We start from the raw sequence: 20,641 nt of genomic DNA, 5'->3' as shown, positions 1-20,641 counted from the left end.
CCTCACTCATATACCGCCGATACAAGGGAATTCACCAAGCCACATAGATTCGTATTCAACCGTGTATCCGTGATATTGTTCGCAGCTATAGATGTTGCAGCTGCAGGCACTAAAACGTCTGCAATGCAAAGCTCATATACATCAGTTGTTCTTGTGAGTGCCGGTGCAGTTGGTGTAACTGCAGGAGTTCCGGTAACAGCAGCTAGCTGAATACTCCGGTTGATCATGCTTAGCCGAACCACAATTCTGTCAATGCGAGGATTGCTACCGTTTGCAGTAGCAAGTGGAATATTCATGGCATCAGTATTTTCATACCTATAACCATTAATCCACGCACTTCCTGCTGCCACGCTCACCGCTAAACCGGTTCCAGGTGATACCTGCAAGTTTGTAGGAGTGGTATAAAATATCCCATTAGAGACAAGGCTCCCGAAATACGCTGCAAAATCCGTCGCGTCATAGACCCTGTCTCCGTCAGATGAGTTAAAGAAACCGCTTTTCTCCATACTGATTTCCTCCTGTTAAGCTCTCGCGTAAGAGCAAGATATAATATAAAACCCTGTAGGCAATGTGGAAGCGGCGGCGTTCGCCACCACACCGTTTGCGTTAATCGTAATCGGCATACTAGTACCACTACCACCGACCGTAATCGCAACAGAACGTACAGTCGAGTAGGGGTAAAAGTTCGGGTTTGTTATTGTTAGAAGCGTTCCGCCGGAGGGAACTCCCGAAGCCCCTACGTTAATCTGCATCCCGATTGAAATAACACCCTTATTTACAAATGACATGTTATAGCCCATGGTCACGCCACTACCAAGTGAGTAAGTGAGGGATGTATCAGCTTCCTGCGCCACTTTTTCTGTAGTAACAGCACCGTTGGCTATTCTCGCACCTGATACAGGTGCATTGTAAACATTGTTGATACTAGACGCAAAAGTGCTTCCTCTTACTGCGGCTGCAATATCTGTAAGATTACCAAGGGGAAAACTCAACCAGTTAGCCTGGCCGGACGGGTTATTATACAAGAAAACCGATATTACATAAAACGTCATGGTGTTCCTGCTAATGAAAAAGCCCATAGCCCGCTGGTATCCATTTCCTGTGTTATCGCCATTATGCTTCACTAAAAAGACATGTCCATCATCACTTGGCTGGTCGCTGAACTTATTTCCGCTCCATGAGGTGAAATAAATGGTGTCCCCGGGAACCATATGGTGCATGGCATATTGGCCGATAGAAATGGTTCCTTCACCTACATTTACCTCAAGAGCAGGAAGTTTACCGAATAGATTGTTAATTGTATCTGTAACGGTGTCTCCTTGAATCTTCGGATTTACATCCGCTAAGTCACCTAAGACTTCTACCACCTCGGATATTCCTGACGGGGCTTGCAGGGCTGTTTTAACCTGGCTCATATCAGAGTTGAGCTTCTGTGCAATGGAAAGCACCGACTTTCCAAACGTCACACCGATGCTTAAGCCAGTTGCATCGTATGTCTCCTCGATTTCCATGATACGGGTTGACATTGACACGCCCCAAGGCTTTGAGAATACTTTGACAGTCTGTCCTAAGTCAAAATCTGTTTTGTAGACAAGGTTACCGTGTGGATTGACAGACACATCAAAGGAATAACGTATGGCCAATTCACTGAGCCTGCTCTGCCCTCGGAAGGTCAATGCTTCAGCGTAGTCTGTACCGAAATCATCCTTTCGCAGGTCTTTGGCATCTACAAATATCTCACGGCGATCCTCTCCAGAACCGCCGGTAATAGCGACGAATGTACGTTCAGACCCTTCTCCTTCGCCACCGACAAGCGCAGTGTTGGCATAATCCGCAGCGCTTTCTGTGTATGTCTGCTCTGTCAGATTCTCATATTCCTTAGAGAACACTGCTTGAGAAGCTGTACCTTTATACAGCGTTACCGTAAATGTCCCCTGTGCCGGTGTGAATACGGTCTTAATTCCGATACCCGAAGCATCACAAAGCTCTGTAACCGCTTCCATCAGGTTGCGATACGAGATCTGTGTATTTATTGGCACATCAAGAAACGGCGATAAGAATGAAATACCCGTAATTTGCCGTGCTGGATCGGAAGGATTAATAAGGTTCTTATTAAGAAGCTGTTCCACACAAGATGACAGGTCACCTGTGAGAGACTCTGTCTCCCAGATAATGCGACGAGCCAGGAAAGAGGTAGCAAATCGTCCGGTAGCTGTGATTATTTCACTATCGGTTTGGGACAGTTCTAAATGCTCTATAATACCGGCTTCTTCATCATCACTCTTCCAAAGAATGTTACCAGCCTTAAGAAGTGCAGTATTCTCCGGTGTGGCTATAGCTTTTAGTTCAAAAGAACCGCACTGAGAGTAGCGCCGCGTCCAACGCAGGTATTCGAAAGACTCTACAATACCAGCAAGTTGCCGGCTTGAATTAAAAACATATAACTCCATACTCACACCCCCAGAAATTGCGGTCGATAGTAAAGACTGACTTCAAGCAGTTCCATATTAACTGTGGCATCATAACGCAGGATGTTTTGCCCAGCAGCAAGCTGAAAAAAGGTTGAACCTGTATCCAATAACGAAAAGGCGTTTGTTTCTGTTGAGCCATCCACACTAACCACGCGTTTCCCAGCAAAGTGGGTGTATACCCTTACTTCATCACCGGCATTCATTGTGGTAAGTAAGCGTATATACTCGCCGGTATCTATATTTAAAAGCTCAGGGTTTATGACCGTTCCGAGCGCCCGGAACACAATCTCGCAGCCACAAGCTACATCACCGATGTTGTTCACAGTTATAATCTGGCTTGGCTGGCGCATCCCAAACTCCATGCCTGTTTCAGGTATCTCCAGTGCAAACTCGAACATCGGTATCCACGATGCCAACTCCTGCCGCACCTCGTCAGGTGTTTCAAAGAACGGCGATGGACAGAGCAAACTAACAAAGAAGTTCGGTATTCGATGTCGGGTGGATACTGTGAACCCAGCCTCCTCCACAATACAAGCAATCTGCCGTTCTCTGTAAAGAAGCGTGCCTCTTAGTTTCGGGCTGAATATATTTAAAAAGTGCTTTCGAAGCTCGTATGCTTCATCAGGTGTAACCGCAATAACCGTACCTTCTAATGTAATGTTTCTCATATCCAAAGTGGAGGAGATATAAAAAGCACCGTCCTGATCCGGTGCCTTGAAGGTATTTATGGTTTGACGGATATTGCCCGTACCATCAATTTTAGTAAGAAAATACGGACGGCTTTGTTTAAGTGTAATGCTCTCGCCGTCCGCGTTCGTGTATGTTAACTCCATGTGCCGACCTCCTCAATATGCTAGGGCTAGTTTGCGGGACAGGTTCTTAAACTCCCGTGCCAGTTCCTTCTCGGACAGGGCTTTAGGTGTAACTACGGAAATACTCTGGTTTATAACGGTTCCGTTCGCTCCGAGAGCCCCTGCACCTCGAGATAGTGAACCTGCCAAATTAAGCCCTGCATCAACCTCGAAGTCTGTAGGAATAGCCTTTCTCATGTCTTCACTGACGCGATCCATCGCCTGCTCGAAGCCAACACCTATGCCGAGCCCCATATTGCTACCCAGTTCTGCAAACAGGGAAGATGGGCTGTGTATTCCGAAGAAGTTCTTGATCTTGGTCATTACATTTCCGAAGAAACCGGATATCTTTTCCCACAGCCATGCAGTTGCGTCATTTATGCCTTGCCACAACCCTTTAATGAGGTCAAGACCAGCTTTAGCCATCTCGGGAATATTCTCAATTATTGCCCCAACTATGGCGACAATGATTTCCGGAATTGCTTTGACAACCTCCACAATGATTGTCGGCAGATTGGCTACCAAAGCGACCAGCAGCTGGACGCCTGCAAGAATGATCTTGTCAATGTTTCCAACTATGGCACTCACAAGTGAAGTTATGATTTTAGGTATAGCTGCCACAATAGTAGTAATGATCTTCGGCAGATTCTGGATAAGTGCAACCAGCAGCTTGATGCCTGCTTCAACGATCAAAGGTATTGCTTCAAACACGGCGGCAAGAATGCTATCGATAATCTCAGGTATTGCCTTCACGATCGAATCAATGATCTCTGGTAAAGCATCCACAAGGGAAGTTAAAAGCTCAATACCTGCTTGCACAATCTGGGGCAGAGCATCTAGTACTGCTCCAACGATTCCGTCAATAATCTGCGGCACTGCCTCAAGTATCTGTGTAATTATGGATGGAAGCTCCTGAACAAGAGACACGAAAAGAGCTACACCCGCCTGCACAATTTGAGGTATGTTCTCGGTTATCATCGTAACCAATGCCTGCACAATCTCCGGTATGACTGCCACGATTTGAGGAATGGCGCCTGTGACAAATCCGATAAGCGCATCAATTACTGCAGGAAGCGACTCAATAAGCACCGGTATAGCTTCAACAATACCCTGGGCCAAGCCAAGCATCAGCTGAAGTGCCGCATCAAGCAGCAGCGGCAGGCTTTCTATGAGAGCCGTCACAATCTGAGTTACAGCAGAAACAGCTGCCGGTATGAGCTCAGGCAGCGCATTAGCAATGCCGGTAACAAGTGTCGCTATCATCTGGACTGCCGCTTCCACTATTGCAGGAAGATTGGCTATAATTCCGTCGACCAGCGCCAGTACAAGCTGTAGAGCACCCTCCGTGATTCCCGGAAGAGCACCTACTAATGCCTGAAGGAGTGTATTTATAATTTTACTGGCCGCGTCTACGATAACGGGCAGGTTATCAATTATCGCCGAGCCTATGGAGGTTACAATGCTCAAAGCCAATTCTATAATATCGGGCAGCTGTTCCAGAAGCATATTTACAATGCCTCCCACGGTATTGCCGATAACCTCACTGATTTTCGTCCAATCACCATTGGCTTCATTCAGTCCCCGGGTAAACTCACCCAACAGGCTTACACCATCGTCTGCTAACACCTGAAGCTGCGGGAGGAGCACCATACCAAGTGCATTCTTGGCTGCTTCACCTCCAGACTTGAGCCGCTGCATAGAATCATCAAACTTACCGAGGGCTTCCAAAGATTCCTGACTCATAACAGCCCCCATCGCCTTGGCTTCCTCGGTAAGTTGATTTATACCTTCTGATCCTTGTGCAATAAGAGGATTTAACTCTTGGGCACTCTTGCCGAAAAGCTGCATGGCAAGAGCATCTCTCTCGGTTTCATTTGCTACGTTACCTAGTGCATCGATAGTCTCCCAGTACACAGTTTCTGAATCCCTGAGGTTACCGTTGGCATCGGTTATAGAAATGCCCAGTGCTTTGTACGCCTTGGAAGCTGCACCAGTACCCTCGCGAGCCGAGTTCATGGAACGTATATTTCTCGCCATACTGCCGGTTAAGGTTTCCATTGAGGTATCTACCAGTTCGGCGGCATATTTATATGCTTGCAATGATTCAGTACTCATACCGGTAACAGTTGACATGGTGAGAATATCGTCTGCATACTGTGAAGCACCAACAGTCATATCAGTGAGAGCTTTAGCCGCTCCAACCGCAGCCGTTCCAATAGCTGCAAACGCGGCACCCATGGCCACACCTATTCCTTTTAACGCCGAGCCGAGTTTTTCAAGTTTGTTTGAGGACTCCTCGACATCATCAACGGATTCTTCAACGACATTGCCGAACTCATCAACCTTTTGTCCAGCATCGTTATACCCGCGATTCACATCACGGAGTGATTTTTCGTTTTCAGCCAGCTCACCCTCCATACCGTTGAGCTCAGCCTGTGCCTTATTCAGTTGTATCTGCCAGTTTTGGGTGCGTTTGTCATTTTCACCGAAGGAGGAGGCGGCGTTGTCCAATGCAGCCTTTAGTGTAGCGATTTTCTCACGCTGTGCATCTATTTCTTTATTCAAAACCGCATTTCGGGCGGTAATCGCCTGAACAGATTTGTCATTCTTATCAAATTGACTGGATACGAGTGTCATCTCGCTGCCTAATACTTTAAAGGACTGATTGATTTCCCGCAGGGCATCTTTAAATTGCTTCTCTCCCTCCAGACCAATCTTCAGGCCAAAGTTATCCGCCATACCGTTTCACCTCCTACAATCCCGTCGGGATAATATCATCAATCGTTATCGTTTTCTTTGGCTTCTCAATACCGTGCCACTGCTTATGGCAGGCCCACAAGTCAAGAAACAGACCGATGGGCATAAGCCAAAATTCATCTGCGCTCATGCCCATCTGCACTGTGCCGTAATAGTAAAGTCGGGTAAAGACCTCATCGTCTGTTACCCGACTTCCACGTTTTTTGATGCTTCTTCTTCGCTTACTATATTACGCTTTGTGCCTTTGAACATCGCCTCAGTGATAGCGCTCTTATATGAAGCCAGTTCCAGTGGTGAAGTCAGAAGCTCTACATCTTCTTCTTTGAGAATTTCTTTAGGATTATCCTTGTTCTTTAAGTTGTAAACGAGGATAGACTGATTTGCCAGCAGAGTGATCAACCACACGATCTCGTCCAGAGCCATTTCGAAGTTTTCAGATTTCATCAATTTATCGCCCAGATTCTCTAAGCCCCCGTAGCGGCGAGCGATCTCTTTTGTGGCTCGGGTGGTAAGTATCAGCTCAAATTCCATACCACCAATATTGATAACAGCACTTCTTTCTGTATCCATCTTTCAATCCTCCTATGGCTCCGGCGTGTAGACCGGTTCATATACCTGTGTAAACCAGCCTGAAATAGTTGAGGAAGATACACCTGGATCACCTTCGGTGACCTCTGCTTTCCACGGGTGTTTTCCCATACCATCCAGCTTATTGCGGCGCATGACTGTCCCTTCAATGGTAGGTGTAGAAAAGGTGATAGAATCAGCCTTTGTCTGCAGGTTAGTGGCTGGAAGTCCAAACACCACACGGTATAACCAAAAATATCTGTATGTGCCGTTAGCCTTTTGTGCACGAAAGCCCACCGCGACCGGTGTCCCGGAGTTCTCGCTGGCAGAAATCAGAACTCCATTATCATCAGTAGTTGCACCAGTCAGATCCGCCGCAACAGTGGGTCCAATATCATCGATACCAAGGGTAAGCGTACCGCTGTTGAACTCCTTCACTACCTCAGCAGCTCCGTCGTCTGCATATAGTATCGCTTCAACTAATTCAACCGAAAGCTCGGCAGTAATAGCTTTAGCGAGTACAATAGGTGTTCCATATGTTTCTTCGCCGTTGGCATCTTCGGTTATCTTTGAATAATACAGTCTGTCAAGACCGATGGTTGCCATACATTATTCCTCCAATCCATAGTTTTTTGCCACATCGATGGCATAATGGTGATAGCCGGTATCGTCCTCGTGTCCGATATACCGTCGCTCGGTTACTATGAAATCTGCATTCAGCAAGGCAGCAATGATTTGCTTTTTACGCAGCTGATAATTCGCCTTTGAAAACAGTGATATCCGCGCTTCCTGTACCTCAAAGCCAGGACGATTATCTGCATGAACTTCGAAAATGTCCGAAAGCGGGAGAATGACTACATATTCATCCGGCGCCATACCTGAAAAAACGCCGGTCTCCACAGGAAGTGGCACGGCGGATATAAGGGTATTTAGTTCCGATAAAATGCTCATAACTTGCCGATTTCCTCCTCCAGTTTGGCGACCATGGCTTCAGTGCATGGTTTCTGGGATGCTGTCCGGGCAGGTCTGAGAAAGGGTCTGGCAGGTTGGCCGTGCTTACCGTACTCAATAATGTTGGCAATCTTGGCATTGCTCTCTCCATCTGATCGTGGCTCAGCAAAGCCAACCTTAACATTGAAGTTGCCATCCCTGTCCTGCTTGGCTTCCGAAAGTCCCAAAGATGATAGCATCTCACCAGTTGCTCTCGACGGGTATTTTGTTTCCTTGCCAATGGATGTACGAAGGTTACTTTTAACCTTTTCCAACACAACTTTGCCGCCCACTTCGAGCACACGTGGTGCGATAACGTCTATCTGATCACCAAGTCTGGATATACGCAGGAGGAATTCATCAGGCATCTTTATACTGACTTTTGCCATATATCTCACCTCACTGACGGCTCCAGCCGTTCGGCCAGAACCTCGATATACATACCACGACCTCGAACGTCCTCTGCACTGAGTATCCGGTACCGACCTTCAGCGCAGGTGATAATCATTCCGGCTGTAATCTCCAGGTTAGGTATCTTTCTGAACCTGAATAGGGAGGAGGCCGTAGAGAACACCGCCATATTACTCCATCGTTCGCTGCCATGGCGATCCTCCTTATACGCCCGAACAGATGCAAGAATGGTATCAGTTTCGGCAGCGAAACCTTCTGCGTCTTTGGCAGGCGCTGTGCTGATAACATCAATGAATGTGTTCATCTTTCCAAAGCTCACATTAAACACCCCACTCCCGGTCGAGCCTTAATAACAAATTTACCGTATTCCATACCTGTTGCCCCGCCTGAACGTTATCCGCATAAAAGCCTGCTGTCGAGCCATCTCTGCTTTCATAGAAATGGCTCGACAGCATAATAATCGCCTGTTCTGTGGTTGGCGGCATTGTGTGTGTTTCATACCATCCTGCAGTAACGTGCTGGTAGCTCTCGGCGTAGGACACAGCGGCTCTAATGAAGCTTAATAGAAGGTCATCGTCCGTGTCGTGAGTGAGGATAAGGTTGGCTTTGACCTTGGGTAAAAGATTATCTGATACCGCCATGCTGTACGCCCCCTTTCGCTCACTCTTCGTCAGGTACCATTAATCCAGCCGCTTTCAATTTCGAGAGAAGCGCATTGAAGTCCGTTACAAGTGTGGCTGTGTCCTCAGCTGTACTGTCGGCTTGATTCGCAGCCATTTTCACCAATCCTGCGGCTTGCTCTGTAGCATCGGTAGGATATGCTGGAGCATACAGCTTCCCATCTTCGCCTATTTTAATTTCAACGGTATCACTCTCGCCTGCGGCAGCAGCTTTTACACCGCCAAGAGTCTCCTCCGTTGCCATAAGAAGCGGATTGGCAGAGAGTCCTGTTACTGTAGCTCCTTCTTTGATTTCAAGTGTTCCGCCTATTACAGTTTTCTCTCCGCCTTGTTCGGTGTAATTTTTAGTGTTATAGCTCATAGTGCACCTCCGTTAAGCTTTCTGCTGGAGGACTTTTATAGCCTCCGGTAGAATCAGCTTTCCGTCTACACGTTGAGTAGCGACAAAACCGACCTGTCCGGTGACGGCATAAAGCTCGTTGAGTCGCTTAAATACACGCCCTTGACGATCTGCTACCCAGTAATAGCTGAAGTCACCAAAGACAATAGTCTTTGCCGACGCAGCAATAGTGGGCACATATGCCGAAGTATAAAGCGGTCGATTTAGGATGGTGTCAGGTGTACCTGCCTGAACAGACGGCTGCCAGAGGTACTGGCCCTGACCATCCTTTAGTTTGCGGATAGCCTTGACAGTCGCATCGTTCATGACAAACACTGCTCTGTTACGATATGGTGCTTTCAAACTGTAGAACAGATCAAGCACCTCATCCATAGTGATTGCCGTAGCACTTGCAGTAGTAACACCGACTTGTGCTCCTCCTGTAGTAGCAAGAATACCAGTTGGCTTGCCAGAGCCATCGCCAGTGAAAAATGTTTCTTCTTCCTTGTTACCGATACGGCGTGCGAACTCTCTGGAGATGTAAGCTTCAAGGTCAAACACAGAGTCATTCAGCAGTTCCTCGGAAACCTTTATCAAGGTGCCCAGCTTATATGCCCCAATAGATACCTGACCAAAGCTGTCATCGCTCTCAGGAATAGTTCCTTCCTCATCGATCCATGCGGCAGTACCTTTAGTAGCAACAACTGGTATTTTTCTATCCCCAGAAGAAGTGGTGATAACGTTGGCCAGGGTACGGAAGATATTCTCATCCTCAAGTGCTTCTACAAGAGTACGTTCAAACTCATCGGGAACCAGATAGCCTCCCTCTGAATCAGTACCGATTTGTAGGGCATTTCTTACTGTTGGATCAAGTCCTTCTCCTGCACGAGTACGCATAGCACTCCAGAAAGCTTTTTTGTACTCTGCGGATGCACGACCAGTCTTTTCCTCAGCCACCTTGGTAGGCGCATTTGTAATAGGATTGCTGGTAGCTTTGGAAAGCTCTAAATCAATTACTGCTTGACGCTCAAGACGTTCGATTTCCTTGCCCAGAGCCACAACTTCGTTTTCCATTTTTTCATAGGTAGCGGTATCCTCGGCTGACAGAAGCCCATCACCGCCACGCTTGGCGTCAAGGAACGCTTTTGCAGCATCCCACGCCTTTGCACGCTTTTCACGCAGTTCAAGAATCTTATTCATTTTGATGTTCCTCCTTTAAATTAGTGAGAAATTAAAAAGAGCCGCTTTTCCAGCTGCTCTATTGGGGTACCGGTTTTCGGTTTTGGTTTCTTGGGCATCTTCCCAAGCAGAGAGTTGTATACCGCTGCACGAGAGAATATAAGGCCTTGTCCTGTATCCAGAGGAATGCGCTCATCGTTCTCCATGAACAGAACTTTATCTGCAAATCCGAGTTCAATAGCCTTATTCGCATTCATCCATGTCTCAGCATCCATGAGATGGGAGATCTTTGCTCGCGAAAGGCCTGACTTCAGTTCGTATGCGTTGATGATGCTTTCCTTGACCTCATCCAGCAAGGCCTTGGCACGGAGCATTTCCTCGCTATCACCGATGGCGATTGTCGAAGGGTTATGGATCATCATCATGGATACCGGAGACATATATACATCGCCACCAGCCATTGCAATTACAGAAGCGGCGCTTGCAGCAAGGCCATCAATTTTAACTGTGACCTTGCCGGTATAATCCATCAACATGTTATATATCTGCGCAGCCGCAAACACATCCCCTCCGGGCGAGTTAATCCAAACCGTGACGTCACCTGTGCCTGCCATCAGTTCGTCTCTGAACATCTTTGGCGTCACTTCGTCGCCATACCAGGTCTCGTCTGAAATTTCTCCGTTGAGGTATAAGGTGCGTTCTCCGGTAGTTTCATCTCGCACCCAATTCCAAAATTTCTTCATTGGCTGTTAACCTCCTTTTGATAAAAATTGCCTGCCTGTGAAAGAGGGAGCATGTTACCGTTCACCAGATACAGGTCTCCGCCTTCTTCGGCAGGAATACGGTTCATATCTTCAAGTTCCCGGATATCATTCGCTGACAGCCAACCGTTCTGCCGTCCAACTGCATAACCATTCATCCGGCTCTGGTAGTCGCCACGAAGCAGACCGTCAACATTGAACTTGATGAAGATTGAGTTCTTCTCTGATGGCAAGAGTAACGATTGCTGAAGACTCTGCTCCCATCGCACCACCCATGGGTTAAGCGTATATTTTACAAACTCCAGTGATTGCTGCTCAATGTTGGAGAAGCTGGACTTTTCAAGGTCACCCACCATGTGCGGAGGTATACGGAAAATCCTAGCAATTTCATTGATCTGAAATTTTCGTGTCTCCAAGAATTGAGCCTGCTCCGGAGGAATACCGATTACCTGAAACTTCATTCCTTCCTCCAGCACAGCGATTCTATGGGCGTTTCCGCTGCCCTGATAAGCGCTGTTCCAACTGTCCTTGACTCTCTGGATATCCTTGATTACACCAGGGTGCTCCAGTACGCCACCTGGATTTGCTCCGTTTGCGAAGAATGAAGCACCGTATTCTTCAGTCGCAAGCGACATGCCGATGGCGTTTTTAGCCATAGCAATAGGACTGTATCCTATAAGTCCGTCAAAGCCGAGACCGGGTATGTGGAGTATCTCATCTCTGCGAAGTATCACTGTTCCGCTGTTGGGATTGAGCCGACTTTCTTCGGAATCCCTGCGGTAGGTGTATATCAGTTCTCCGTTTGTAGCTCTGCTAACTTCCATCTTGTTAGGAAGCAGTGGGTACAGTGCAATAGGCTGTCCGCGACCATTCCTTAAAATCTGCGCATAGGCATTGCCCCAAAGTAAAAGATGACTCATTAGTGTCTCTCGAAACACAAATGAAGTCATCTCCGGGTTAGGTTCGTTATGGAGCAAGTAGTATAACGGGTGCTGTGGTATACGTTCTTTGCTTCCATCCATTCGGTATTGGTAGACATGTAACGGAAGTCCGGCTATAGCCTCGGATAATATCCTCACACAGGCATACACTGCAGCTGATTGCATTGCCGTCCGTTCGTTGACTGTCTTTCCACTAGTAGTGCTGCCAAACAGAAACGAAAATGCACTGCCAATACGATTTTTAGGCTTATCACGTGATCGAAATAAACCTGAAAATATACTCATAAAATAAGTAACCCCCTCTCGTTATACACAGACTCGCCACTGCTTCCATGTCCACAACGAATGGCGCGGTCAAGTGCCATAATGGTTGCTACCGCGCCATCTATTCTTTCTGTACTCTTCTCCTTATCTGGCTTTATGTTTCCTGCCGGATCGGTCTTAATGTAGATGTTATCCATCATCCAGCGGAGTACAGGATGGCCGCCGTGAGCGATTTTCTGCTCAAGTGTCAGTTTCATTAGTTCCTTGGTAGGTGGAGACATATCTTTAAAGCCCTGTCCGAAAGGAACGACTGTAAACCCGAGACCCTCAAGGTTCTGTGTCATCTGAACAGCTCCCCATCGGTCAAAGGCAATTTCCCTGATGTTATACTTCATTCCAAGTTGCTCAATAAAGCTTTCAATAAAGCCGTAATGCACAACATTTCCTTCCGTCGTCATAAGGTGCCCCTGTTTTACCCAGAGGTCGTACTGGACATGGTCACGACGTACTCGGAGATCAATGTTATCCTCCGGCATCCAGAAAAACGGAAGTATCTCATACTTGTCCTCCTCGTTCTGTGGTGGGAATACCAGCACAAAAGCTGTAATATCCGTTGTAGAGGAAAGATCAAGCCCTCCATAGCATACCCGCCCTTCTAGGCTGTTAGCATCAACCGGGAATGCACAGGCATCCCACTTTGCCATTGGCATCCAACGTACGGCTTGCTTAACCCACTGATTAAGTCGAAGCTGTCTAAAGCTGTTTTCTTCAGCCGGATTCTGCTTTGCACTCTCACAAGCAGCCCGAACCTTATCAATTCCAACCGTTATTCCAAGGGAAGGATTCGCTTTCCTCCATACTTTTGGATCAGTCCAATCATCATCTTCCTTGGCACCATAGATCACGGGATAGAAAGTAGGATCATGCTTTCTGCCTTCTATAATGTCCAGCGCCTTTTGGTGTGTTTCGTAGCAAATACTCTGGGTATCTGATCCCGCCGTGGTGATGAGGAAATATAGCGGCTGCATTCTTGCATCGCCAGAACCCTTTGTCATGACATCAAACAATTTCCTGTTAGGCTGGGTATGCAGTTCGTCAAACACTACACCGTGGATGTTGAAGCCGTGTTTGGAATAAGCCTCAGCTGACAGCACCTGATAGAAGCTGTTGGTTGGAAGATATATTAGTCGCTTTGTTGAAGCCAGTATCTTTACACGCCGGGACAGTGCCGGGCACATCCGTACCATGTCAGCTGCTACCTCAAAAACAATCGATGCTTGCTGGCGATCAGCCGCACAGCCATACACTTCGGCACGTTCTTCACCGTCACCGCAGGTCAATAAAAGAGCAACAGCTGCAGCAAGTTCTGATTTGCCCTGCTTCTTTGGGATCTCCACATACGCCGTATTAAACTGACGGTAACCATTAGGCTTAAGAATGCCGAATATGTCACGGACAATCTGCTCTTGCCAGTCAATTAGCTCAAAAGGTTTACCTGCCCAGGAGCCTTTCGTATGGGAAAGAGCTTGTATAAAAGAAACCGCATAATCTGCGGCATCTTTATCATAATAAGAGCCTTCGGCCATGAAGGCGGTTGGCTTGTATTTCTTTAATTTACGCATATGCGCCGCCTCCTTTATAAAAATAGGCAAAAGAAAAGAGCCTCCGTAGAAGCCCTTTGCTTTTACCTATTTATTCTTTTAGTCTGCTTCTTGCGTTTCACCGGTTAAAATGAAACGACAGTATTCAGCTTTATGGTCAATAAGGTAAGCTACCAGTTCGTAGTAGCCGCGCTCGTTTGCTTCATATTGCACACGATTCACATCAAACATATTTGTGACACCACTATCTCGTATAGCGAGGATTTGCTCCTTAATTTTTTCAGTCATCAGTGGGTACCTCTTTCTCCACAGAGTCAATGGTGGCCTGGCGCAGGATATCCAAGTCAAAGCCCGCGTCCTTATAGCCTTCCAAAATAGTGGTATAGTAATAGCAACTTGGCTGGCCAAGCAGTCTACCCTCGTTCATTACATACATCATAGCTTTGACATTCTTGCCTCCCAGTTTTACCTTTACCGTTTCCTTTCGATAAAGAAAGGGCCAGCCTTCATAACGGTCGAGCGCAGCCTCGTCTGAAGAAGTCAATTCCCAAACCAATACAGGGACGTTGCCGCCCTTAAAGGGTTCTACTGTTGCCACCGCACCCGCATGTGCGCCCCGGAACAGGAGCCGCCAATCTTTCAGCATGCTGGCACCCACTACCTTTGCTGTGGGGCACCGGTTCGCCATTTGCTTTATGTTAAGGTTTGAGCCGTAGGCAATGTACAGTTTTTTATCCATTATTCTTTGTATCCTCCTTCTTAAGCTTAGGTTTCTCGGACGGTTCAGGCCGCCCGAAATCGCCATGCCGCCGACCCGTTCAAGTGTGCTGTCAGGTGTTCGCGGCAGTTTGCAAACTCCTCACCTATAAAGCCAATGCGGTTCAAGTACGTCCGCATTGCGAACTTTTCGTTCTCTGTCTGCGGCTTCTTTGCTGAAGCACATTTTTGTGTTAGCGCCTGATGGTTAAGGGCTAAGGCTAAAACCACATAGCTTCTTATCTTGCCAGCATGTAGCTCACTGTTAAACCCCCTAAGCTCTACTGTGTGATTACCGGTGAAAAAGCTGTGTAAGTTCAGGAAGTGGTAGCGGCTGTTGTGATAATGCCTGTCGCGGCTTTCATTGTAGCCTTCATACCAAATTTCCTCAATCGCTCGCATGGTTTTAGGCTTGCGACGGTTCATTTTGTCGACCAGTATACTGTCCATCTTCTTGCAATAATTCATCCTCTCTGGCGCTATTTGAAGTGCCTTATAAAAGAGGTCATTCTTGCTGGCGATGATGTTAATAAAGTTTCGGATGCTCCTTGGTGTGTGGTTGGAACCGTCGAGGTGAATGTGTATACCGCAGGAAGCATTTGCAAAGGCCCCAGCTTTTCTCAACCGTCTGACTAATTCCTGCAGGCATTCTATGTCCTCCCGGTAGGTGAGGATGGGGCTTACCAGTTCCACACTGTATTCGCGAGTAGCAGCTACCTTTTGACGGCCGTTTCGCTTTTGGCATGAGATACTTCCATCACTCATTAGCTTCCAAACTCGTCCATCCGGCGCTATGACCTTCTTTGTGTCGTAATAATCGCCTACGCTGGTTATTGTCCCACCGAAGTATTCAGCAGTGACTCTTGCTGCTTCGCTTCTCGTAATACCTGTAAATTCAATTTCTATTCCAAATCTGCTTGTCAACACCTTGATTTTCCTCCTGTACTTGTATGCTTTGTGCCTTTCGGCATGTACATATATCACTCTAAAAGGCTTATATAGCAAGCAATATTCAGGAGAAAAAAACACAAATATATGGGTAGGGGAGCCCATACTTAGCCTAATCCTTTACAGCTTTTTCACTAAATCCTCACCATACACGACACCAAGGCTTGAACCTCTATCCCAAGTACAGAATATCGTACCCGTATCATCCACGAAGTCCACTGTACCTTTGTCTCCGGGTCTCAATTTGGAGTACTGGTCATTCATCCGTACCAATTCAACACGAGTTCCAGCCGGGTATTGCTTTCGTAGTCTCTCCACAGTCTCCTTTGAAGGGAACTTATTCATAATCTGATACCTCCGTCACTTTGGCTGGAGCACCATTCTTAAATGCGCTATTACCAGATAGGTTTCTGAGCAGGATTTTTCGCGCAGTTTTATACTCGTCGCCCACAAAGCCCAATCTTATCAGGAACACTCGAAAAGCGAACTTTTCATTCTCAACAGGTTTATCCTTAGCAGTCACGCGGTGCTGTTCCTTTGCAGCTGCACAAAGGGCACCAATGAAGCGAGAGTAAGCAGAAAGCTCCTCTGGCTCAATCCCGAAGCGGAACCATGGAAACCTAATTGTTGTTTCTGTCCGCTCGATAGGCAACTTATCTACTCCGATTGCCTTTTTAATGAGAGACTCTTTGCTTGCAATGAGCCGTTCCAGATTCTCCAGTGCTGAGTCGGTAAACCCATCAAGCGGCATTTCTATCGTAAGCGTGTCACACATTTCACCGGTGCCTGCTTCGTCAGTTTCGTAGGTAAAGCCGAGTTCCAGAAGTTTTTTCAGTAAGTTCTGGATGGTAATCTCGTCCGTGCGATCATCCCATGAAAGAGTCCCATCCTTGCTGATGTTGATATTGCCTACAACATAGGCAAAGCTCGGTGCACCTTTATAAACAGGTTCAAGGCCGAGGGCTTCTCCTATTGCCTTGGCGAGTGCTTTTCTTGCCTCGCCGGATACATTGAATCTTGCTTCCATTTTCGTTAGCCTCCTTAGCTTTTTGGTGATTACATATATCACTCTAAAGCTGTGGAATAGCAAGTAATATTGAGCAGGAATAAATGTGCATCAGGCTGATTCAACCTCGATGAAAGCCATCTTCATACCGTCCCGAATGAGAAACACATTATCCTTGCTGCCAACCTGCTGGATATATCGTTTTACGATTACATCACAGAACTTCTCATCCAATTCTACTGTATAGCAAATCCGCTTGGTCTGCTCGCAAGCGATAAGGGTACTTCCCGAACCACCAAATGGATCTAGTACAATACACCCTGTCATGCTGGAGTTTTGGATAGGGTAGGCCACCAGCGGAACCGGCTTCATCGTGGGATGGTCAGCATTCTTTTTGGGCTTGTCAAACTCCCAGATGGTTGACTGCTTGCGGTCGGAATACCAGGCATGCTTACCGTTTTTCTTCCAGCCGAACAGGATTGGCTCATGCTGCCATTGATACGGTGATCGTCCAAGCACCAGCGATTGCTTCTTCCAGATACATGTGCCGGAAAGGTAAAATCCGGCGGCATCAAAAGCACGACGGAAATTAAGCCCTTCGGTGTCAGCATGGAATACATAAATAGACGCGTCCTTCGCCATCGCTTTTTCAGTGAGGGTGAACGCGTCTAGAAGAAACTGATAAAACTTTTCATCCGCCATATTATCGTTCTTAATCTTTCCGGCTGTGCCTTCGTAGTTAACATTGTACGGAGGATCAGTAACCGTAAGGTTTGCCAGCTTTCCGTCCATAAGCAGATTGAAAGTCTCAGCCTTCGTGCTATCACCACACACCAGACGGTGCTGTCCAAGTAGCCACAAATCACCCAGCTTCGTAATAGCAGGTTTTGAAAGTTCTTCGTCCACATCAAAGTCATCGTCTTTGATATCCTCAATACCGCCTAACAGCTTATTTAACTCTGCATCGTCAAAGCCCAGAAGCGACAAATCAAAATCTACACCTTGTAATTCAGAAAGTTCTACCGATAACATTTCAGTATCCCAGCCTGCGTTCAAGGCAAGGCGGTTGTCAGCGATTATGTATGCTCGCTTCTGTGCTTCGGTCAAATGCTCAGCGAATACACAGGGGACCTCAGTGATACCTTCCTCTTTGGCTGCAAGGACTCTGCCATGCCCTGCGATTATATTTAAGTCTTTATCCACTATGACTGGATTGACGAAACCAAATTCCCGTAGGCTCGCACGAAGCTGGAGAATCTGTTCCTTGCTATGTGTACGAGCATTCCTTGCATATGGCACCAGCTTATCAATATTTACTTTTTCTAATCGTTCAGTTGTATTCACAATCTTCTACCGTCCTCTCCTACCTGAAAGCAGAGCTTCCATAATATCGTCCTGCGGATTACCAATGAAAGCCGTGGTACAGTTTTGCTTGACTATGTCAAAGATCTCATACCAGAGCAGGTTAGCCTGTTTTTGAAATGACTGGCTCATTTGCACGAACGGACTGGCAATCGCACCTCCTGTTGTTGGGTGCTTGCCTAAAAGACCGTAAGTGCTTATTGCTTCTTCACACTGGATGTATCGTGTAAACGACTGTGCATAGGCTTCGACGAGTCTGGGATTTACGAATTTATCACAACCACGTTCCTTGAGCCATTTCCATGTTTCAATAAATAGGGTATCAGCACCCAGCGGTTTACCATCTTTTTGCCGTGCGCTGAGGTATTCACTCGGCGTCGGCATATCTTCACCATTCAAGTCTGCTGTATCGTCCAGTTCGCTTGCTTTGAGCATGGACTCTGGCTTAAACTCTGGCGCCTCCAAAATCCGTGCGGCTTTACCTGCTGCGATCTTTTCCGCAAGAGGTTGTGGTTTGTCCCCGGCACGCACGCGGCGCCCACCTCTATTTGTACCGTCTTTTGCCACGTACCTTCACCTCCTTGCTGTGGCAGGGTTTAATACCCCGTTTGAACCTGAATTTTTTCGCGCGTGACCCCACGCCCGTTGCACGATCGAAAGGGTGTAAGGATTTGTTACCCCCTACCCCAATGTCAGAAAGGAGGAGTGCCTTATGGCTGAGAAGACCATCTGCGTTACCGAAAAGGTAATCGGTGATACTCTCTACATTATAGAATCAGCAGTCAGCAGCACTGCCAAAGAAACCGCCTATGACAAGCTGAAACGAATGATACTTAACGGCACAGCAAAGCTTGAATTAAATAAGGCTTCTTAAACAAATAACTTGACTTCTTCGCGGCAGTACGGGAACATAGAGTACCGCTTGAAGACTGTCGGAAAGGAGGTAAACATGAATAGAAGGCAGTCTTATACTGCTGTGAAGAATAACGATAAAATAACCGCTCTGTATTGCCGTCTTTCACGAGATGACGAGCTGCAGGGTGATTCTAACAGCATTAAAAATCAGAAGACCATTTTACAGAAGTACGCTGATGACAACGGTTTTACAAACACTGAGTTCTTTGTGGATGATGGCTATAGCGGTACGAACTTCGACCGCCCGGATTGGCAGCGCCTTATCTCCCTAGTGGAAGAAGGCAGGATTGGCACCATCATTGTCAAGGACATGAGCCGTCTCGGAAGAGATTATCTAAAGGTCGGCTATTATACCGAAGTGCTCTTTCCCGGCTCCGACATTCGCTTTATAGCCATTAACAACGGTGTAGACAGCGCTAATCAGCAGGACAGCGATTTCACGCCATTCCTCAACATTATCAACGAATGGTACGCCAAAGACACCAGCAAGAAAATACGCGCTGTTTTCAAGTCGAAAGGGGAGTCCGGCAAACCGCTCTGCACCAATCCGCCTTACGGCTATATCAAAGACCCGGAAGACAAGACACGCTGGATAGTCGATGAAGAAGCCGCCGAAGTGGTACGCGAGGCGTTCCGCTTGTGTATGCAAGGGTATGGCCCTTCGCAGATAGCCAAGGAATTTACAAGGCGCAGAATTATGAATCCAACGGCTCACGCCAAGAAAAACGGAATCAATATTCCGGACAACAGAGGCCATGACGATGATTATGTCTGGCGAGGCAGCACAATAGTTCATATGCTTTCAAGGCAGGAGTATTTGGGACATACGGTTAATTTCAAAACTTACCGCAAGTCCTATAAGCAGAAAAAGCAGATGAAGAATGACCCGTCAGAGTGGATGATTTTCGAGAATACTCACGAAGCAATTATCGAAGAGCCTGTGTTCGAGGTAGTGCAGAAAATACGAGATGGAAGACGCAGGCTAACGCCGATGGGCGAAATGCCAATCCTCTCTGGTATGCTCTTCTGTGCTGATTGCGGTAATAAGCTATACCAAGTACGCCACAGAGGTTGGGAACATGACAAAGAGCATTTTGTGTGTGCTACCTACCGTAAAATAAAAGGCGGCTGCAGTTCTCATCAAATAAGAAATGTTGTAGTTGAGGAATTGCTCCTTGACGGCATACGCCGGGTAACCGCTTTTGCCAGAGACCATGAGAATGAATTTGTGGAGATGGTCACAAAGAAAACAAGGATAGAACTTGACAAGAGTATGCGTGACGGAAAACGAGAATTAGAGCAATCACAGGCCCGTATCAATAAGCTGGATGAGATTATCCAGAGGCTTTATGAGGACAATATTGAGGGTAAGATTTCAGATGAGCGATTTACCAAGATGACTGCCAATTACGAAGCTGAGCAGCATACCCTTGAAAACCGAGTAGCAGAACTGAAATCTACTATGACATCAGAAAAGGAAAGCTCACTGGGAGTAGACCACTTCCTCGCCTTGGTAAGAAAGTACACAGACATAAAGGAACTCACAGCGGAAATTATCCGGGAGTTCGTTGAAAAAATCTATGTTTACAAGGCAGAGCGCACTGATGGCAGACGAGTACAGCGTATCAAAATTGTTTATAACTGTATTGGCGAATTTGACCCCCCCGGTTTTACATCCACCACAAAGCAAGAAAAATCGGCATAGCCGTAACACTACCAAACTATGCCGATATTTTTCCGGGATTAAAAATCCCTAAGAAGTACCCTCTAATGACAGCGGTTTCTTTCAAATTTGCCGGTAA

General features: G+C 46.9%; 25 protein-coding genes and 1 pseudogene. 3 read left to right on the top strand and 23 right to left on the bottom strand.

Translation table 11 applies throughout. From position 1 onward, the window contains the following. Positions 1 to 2: 2 nt before the first annotated feature. From EFD62_RS00365 to EFD62_RS00260, 23 genes are all read right to left on the bottom strand, one after another. Positions 3 to 506 carry a hypothetical protein gene (locus EFD62_RS00365; RefSeq protein ID WP_128705536.1) on the bottom strand — a complete coding sequence of 168 codons (504 nt, stop codon included), beginning with the start codon at positions 504 to 506 and terminating at the stop codon, positions 3 to 5. Positions 507 to 521: 15 nt separating this feature from the next. Beyond that, complete coding sequence (locus EFD62_RS00360) at positions 522 to 2,450, bottom strand: siphovirus ReqiPepy6 Gp37-like family protein (protein WP_128705535.1); 1,929 nt, start codon at positions 2,448 to 2,450, stop codon at positions 522 to 524. A 2-nt stretch (positions 2,451 to 2,452) separates the two neighbouring features. Further along, positions 2,453 to 3,304 carry a phage tail family protein gene (locus EFD62_RS00355; protein ID WP_058258325.1) on the bottom strand — a complete coding sequence of 284 codons (852 nt, stop codon included), beginning with the start codon at positions 3,302 to 3,304 and terminating at the stop codon, positions 2,453 to 2,455. Between the two features lie 12 nt (positions 3,305 to 3,316). Then, positions 3,317 to 6,061, bottom strand: a complete 2,745-nt coding sequence (locus EFD62_RS00350; protein WP_128705534.1) for a phage tail protein — start codon at positions 6,059 to 6,061, stop codon at positions 3,317 to 3,319. A gap of 13 nt (positions 6,062 to 6,074) precedes the next feature. Next, a complete protein-coding gene (locus tag EFD62_RS18195) occupies positions 6,075 to 6,209 on the bottom strand; it encodes a hypothetical protein (RefSeq protein WP_268919911.1) in 135 nt (44 codons plus the stop codon). Between the two features lie 53 nt (positions 6,210 to 6,262). Beyond that, positions 6,263 to 6,649, bottom strand: a complete 387-nt coding sequence (locus EFD62_RS00345; RefSeq protein WP_128705533.1) for a hypothetical protein — start codon at positions 6,647 to 6,649, stop codon at positions 6,263 to 6,265. Between the two features lie 12 nt (positions 6,650 to 6,661). Continuing rightward, positions 6,662 to 7,252 carry a major tail protein gene (locus tag EFD62_RS00340; protein ID WP_128705532.1) on the bottom strand — a complete coding sequence of 197 codons (591 nt, stop codon included), beginning with the start codon at positions 7,250 to 7,252 and terminating at the stop codon, positions 6,662 to 6,664. Positions 7,253 to 7,255: 3 nt separating this feature from the next. Next, the gene (locus EFD62_RS00335; protein ID WP_058258328.1) at positions 7,256 to 7,597 is read right to left on the bottom strand and encodes a hypothetical protein; all 342 of its coding nucleotides are present in this window, start codon (positions 7,595 to 7,597) and stop codon (positions 7,256 to 7,258) included. Beyond that, on the bottom strand, positions 7,594 to 8,025 hold the full coding sequence (locus EFD62_RS00330; RefSeq protein ID WP_128705531.1) for an HK97 gp10 family phage protein: 432 nt from the start codon (positions 8,023 to 8,025) through the stop codon (positions 7,594 to 7,596). The genes EFD62_RS00335 and EFD62_RS00330 overlap by 4 nt, the downstream gene beginning before the upstream one ends. A gap of 5 nt (positions 8,026 to 8,030) precedes the next feature. Beyond that, positions 8,031 to 8,366, bottom strand: coding sequence for a head-tail adaptor protein (locus tag EFD62_RS00325; protein WP_128705530.1), 336 nt, complete (start codon positions 8,364 to 8,366; stop codon positions 8,031 to 8,033). A 1-nt stretch (position 8,367) separates the two neighbouring features. After that, entirely contained in the window at positions 8,368 to 8,688 is a 321-nt protein-coding gene (locus EFD62_RS00320) for a head-tail connector protein (RefSeq protein WP_058258331.1), read from the bottom strand. 19 nt (positions 8,689 to 8,707) lie between these two features. Continuing rightward, on the bottom strand, positions 8,708 to 9,088 hold the full coding sequence (locus tag EFD62_RS18190) for a head fiber protein (RefSeq protein WP_128705529.1): 381 nt from the start codon (positions 9,086 to 9,088) through the stop codon (positions 8,708 to 8,710). A 12-nt stretch (positions 9,089 to 9,100) separates the two neighbouring features. Continuing rightward, positions 9,101 to 10,306: a phage major capsid protein gene (locus tag EFD62_RS00310; RefSeq protein WP_128705528.1), complete on the bottom strand. Its 1,206-nt coding sequence runs from the start codon at positions 10,304 to 10,306 to the stop codon at positions 9,101 to 9,103. A gap of 20 nt (positions 10,307 to 10,326) precedes the next feature. Next, entirely contained in the window at positions 10,327 to 11,028 is a 702-nt protein-coding gene (locus EFD62_RS00305) for a head maturation protease, ClpP-related (protein ID WP_128705527.1), read from the bottom strand. Continuing rightward, entirely contained in the window at positions 11,025 to 12,272 is a 1,248-nt protein-coding gene (locus EFD62_RS00300) for a phage portal protein (protein WP_128705526.1), read from the bottom strand. The genes EFD62_RS00305 and EFD62_RS00300 overlap by 4 nt, the downstream gene beginning before the upstream one ends. Beyond that, positions 12,269 to 13,873: a terminase large subunit gene (locus tag EFD62_RS00295; RefSeq protein ID WP_128705525.1), complete on the bottom strand. Its 1,605-nt coding sequence runs from the start codon at positions 13,871 to 13,873 to the stop codon at positions 12,269 to 12,271. Before EFD62_RS00295 ends, EFD62_RS00300 begins: the two co-directional genes overlap by 4 nt. Positions 13,874 to 13,951: 78 nt before the next feature. After that, positions 13,952 to 14,140 carry a DUF5049 domain-containing protein gene (locus EFD62_RS00290; protein ID WP_128705524.1) on the bottom strand — a complete coding sequence of 63 codons (189 nt, stop codon included), beginning with the start codon at positions 14,138 to 14,140 and terminating at the stop codon, positions 13,952 to 13,954. After that, positions 14,133 to 14,591 (bottom strand): gamma-glutamylcyclotransferase family protein, encoded by a 459-nt coding sequence (locus tag EFD62_RS00285; RefSeq protein ID WP_128705674.1) that lies wholly within the window; start codon positions 14,589 to 14,591, stop codon positions 14,133 to 14,135. Before EFD62_RS00285 ends, EFD62_RS00290 begins: the two co-directional genes overlap by 8 nt. Before the next feature lie 44 nt (positions 14,592 to 14,635). Continuing rightward, positions 14,636 to 15,535: an amidoligase family protein gene (locus EFD62_RS00280; RefSeq protein ID WP_128705673.1), complete on the bottom strand. Its 900-nt coding sequence runs from the start codon at positions 15,533 to 15,535 to the stop codon at positions 14,636 to 14,638. A gap of 141 nt (positions 15,536 to 15,676) precedes the next feature. Beyond that, entirely contained in the window at positions 15,677 to 15,901 is a 225-nt protein-coding gene (locus EFD62_RS00275; protein WP_058258341.1) for a DUF4314 domain-containing protein, read from the bottom strand. Then, positions 15,894 to 16,583 (bottom strand): virulence protein, encoded by a 690-nt coding sequence (locus EFD62_RS00270; protein WP_128705523.1) that lies wholly within the window; start codon positions 16,581 to 16,583, stop codon positions 15,894 to 15,896. The genes EFD62_RS00275 and EFD62_RS00270 overlap by 8 nt, the downstream gene beginning before the upstream one ends. A 90-nt stretch (positions 16,584 to 16,673) precedes the next feature. Further along, positions 16,674 to 17,906: a site-specific DNA-methyltransferase gene (locus EFD62_RS00265; protein ID WP_128705522.1), complete on the bottom strand. Its 1,233-nt coding sequence runs from the start codon at positions 17,904 to 17,906 to the stop codon at positions 16,674 to 16,676. A gap of 6 nt (positions 17,907 to 17,912) precedes the next feature. Continuing rightward, positions 17,913 to 18,491 (bottom strand): P27 family phage terminase small subunit, encoded by a 579-nt coding sequence (locus EFD62_RS00260; protein ID WP_128705521.1) that lies wholly within the window; start codon positions 18,489 to 18,491, stop codon positions 17,913 to 17,915. A gap of 145 nt (positions 18,492 to 18,636) precedes the next feature. Here EFD62_RS00260 and EFD62_RS00255 point away from each other — a divergent pair, with 145 nt between their 5' ends. From EFD62_RS00255 to EFD62_RS17925, 3 genes and pseudogenes are all read left to right on the top strand, one after another. Beyond that, positions 18,637 to 18,798: a transposon-encoded TnpW family protein gene (locus EFD62_RS00255; RefSeq protein ID WP_128705520.1), complete on the top strand. Its 162-nt coding sequence runs from the start codon at positions 18,637 to 18,639 to the stop codon at positions 18,796 to 18,798. 75 nt (positions 18,799 to 18,873) lie between these two features. After that, positions 18,874 to 19,311: pseudogene (locus tag EFD62_RS17930) on the top strand (recombinase family protein); the annotation flags it as partial. A gap of 171 nt (positions 19,312 to 19,482) precedes the next feature. Next, a complete protein-coding gene (locus tag EFD62_RS17925) occupies positions 19,483 to 20,544 on the top strand; it encodes a DUF4368 domain-containing protein (protein ID WP_235832531.1) in 1,062 nt (353 codons plus the stop codon). Positions 20,545 to 20,641 lie beyond the last annotated feature (97 nt).

It is taken from the genome of Acetivibrio mesophilus (assembly GCF_004102745.1).
Lineage (GTDB): Bacteria > Bacillota > Clostridia > Acetivibrionales > Acetivibrionaceae > Hungateiclostridium > Hungateiclostridium mesophilum.
The sequence above is the reverse complement of the archived record's forward strand: the minus strand, read 5'-3'. Positions and strand labels throughout refer to the sequence as shown.

What these genes read in the sequence shown, in the direction of transcription:
- EFD62_RS00365 (WP_128705536.1), bottom strand. Translation starts at nt 506, where the DNA reads ATGGAGAAAAGCGGTTTCTTTAACTCATCTGACGGAGACAGGGTCTAT.
- EFD62_RS00360 (WP_128705535.1), bottom strand. Translation starts at nt 2,450, where the DNA reads ATGGAGTTATATGTTTTTAATTCAAGCCGGCAACTTGCTGGTATTGTA.
- EFD62_RS00355 (WP_058258325.1), bottom strand. Translation starts at nt 3,304, where the DNA reads ATGGAGTTAACATACACGAACGCGGACGGCGAGAGCATTACACTTAAA.
- EFD62_RS00350 (WP_128705534.1), bottom strand. Translation starts at nt 6,061, where the DNA reads ATGGCGGATAACTTTGGCCTGAAGATTGGTCTGGAGGGAGAGAAGCAA.
- EFD62_RS18195 (WP_268919911.1), bottom strand. Translation starts at nt 6,209, where the DNA reads ATGAGCGCAGATGAATTTTGGCTTATGCCCATCGGTCTGTTTCTTGAC.
- EFD62_RS00345 (WP_128705533.1), bottom strand. Translation starts at nt 6,649, where the DNA reads ATGGATACAGAAAGAAGTGCTGTTATCAATATTGGTGGTATGGAATTT.
- EFD62_RS00340 (WP_128705532.1), bottom strand. Translation starts at nt 7,252, where the DNA reads ATGGCAACCATCGGTCTTGACAGACTGTATTATTCAAAGATAACCGAA.
- EFD62_RS00335 (WP_058258328.1), bottom strand. Translation starts at nt 7,597, where the DNA reads ATGAGCATTTTATCGGAACTAAATACCCTTATATCCGCCGTGCCACTT.
- EFD62_RS00330 (WP_128705531.1), bottom strand. Translation starts at nt 8,025, where the DNA reads ATGGCAAAAGTCAGTATAAAGATGCCTGATGAATTCCTCCTGCGTATA.
- EFD62_RS00320 (WP_058258331.1), bottom strand. Translation starts at nt 8,688, where the DNA reads ATGGCGGTATCAGATAATCTTTTACCCAAGGTCAAAGCCAACCTTATC.
- EFD62_RS18190 (WP_128705529.1), bottom strand. Translation starts at nt 9,088, where the DNA reads ATGAGCTATAACACTAAAAATTACACCGAACAAGGCGGAGAGAAAACT.
- EFD62_RS00310 (WP_128705528.1), bottom strand. Translation starts at nt 10,306, where the DNA reads ATGAATAAGATTCTTGAACTGCGTGAAAAGCGTGCAAAGGCGTGGGAT.
- EFD62_RS00305 (WP_128705527.1), bottom strand. Translation starts at nt 11,028, where the DNA reads ATGAAGAAATTTTGGAATTGGGTGCGAGATGAAACTACCGGAGAACGC.
- EFD62_RS00300 (WP_128705526.1), bottom strand. Translation starts at nt 12,272, where the DNA reads ATGAGTATATTTTCAGGTTTATTTCGATCACGTGATAAGCCTAAAAAT.
- EFD62_RS00295 (WP_128705525.1), bottom strand. Translation starts at nt 13,873, where the DNA reads ATGCGTAAATTAAAGAAATACAAGCCAACCGCCTTCATGGCCGAAGGC.
- EFD62_RS00290 (WP_128705524.1), bottom strand. Translation starts at nt 14,140, where the DNA reads ATGACTGAAAAAATTAAGGAGCAAATCCTCGCTATACGAGATAGTGGT.
- EFD62_RS00285 (WP_128705674.1), bottom strand. Translation starts at nt 14,591, where the DNA reads ATGGATAAAAAACTGTACATTGCCTACGGCTCAAACCTTAACATAAAG.
- EFD62_RS00275 (WP_058258341.1), bottom strand. Translation starts at nt 15,901, where the DNA reads ATGAATAAGTTCCCTTCAAAGGAGACTGTGGAGAGACTACGAAAGCAA.
- EFD62_RS00270 (WP_128705523.1), bottom strand. Translation starts at nt 16,583, where the DNA reads ATGGAAGCAAGATTCAATGTATCCGGCGAGGCAAGAAAAGCACTCGCC.
- EFD62_RS00255 (WP_128705520.1), top strand. Translation starts at nt 18,637, where the DNA reads ATGGCTGAGAAGACCATCTGCGTTACCGAAAAGGTAATCGGTGATACT.
- EFD62_RS17925 (WP_235832531.1), top strand. Translation starts at nt 19,483, where the DNA reads ATGCAAGGGTATGGCCCTTCGCAGATAGCCAAGGAATTTACAAGGCGC.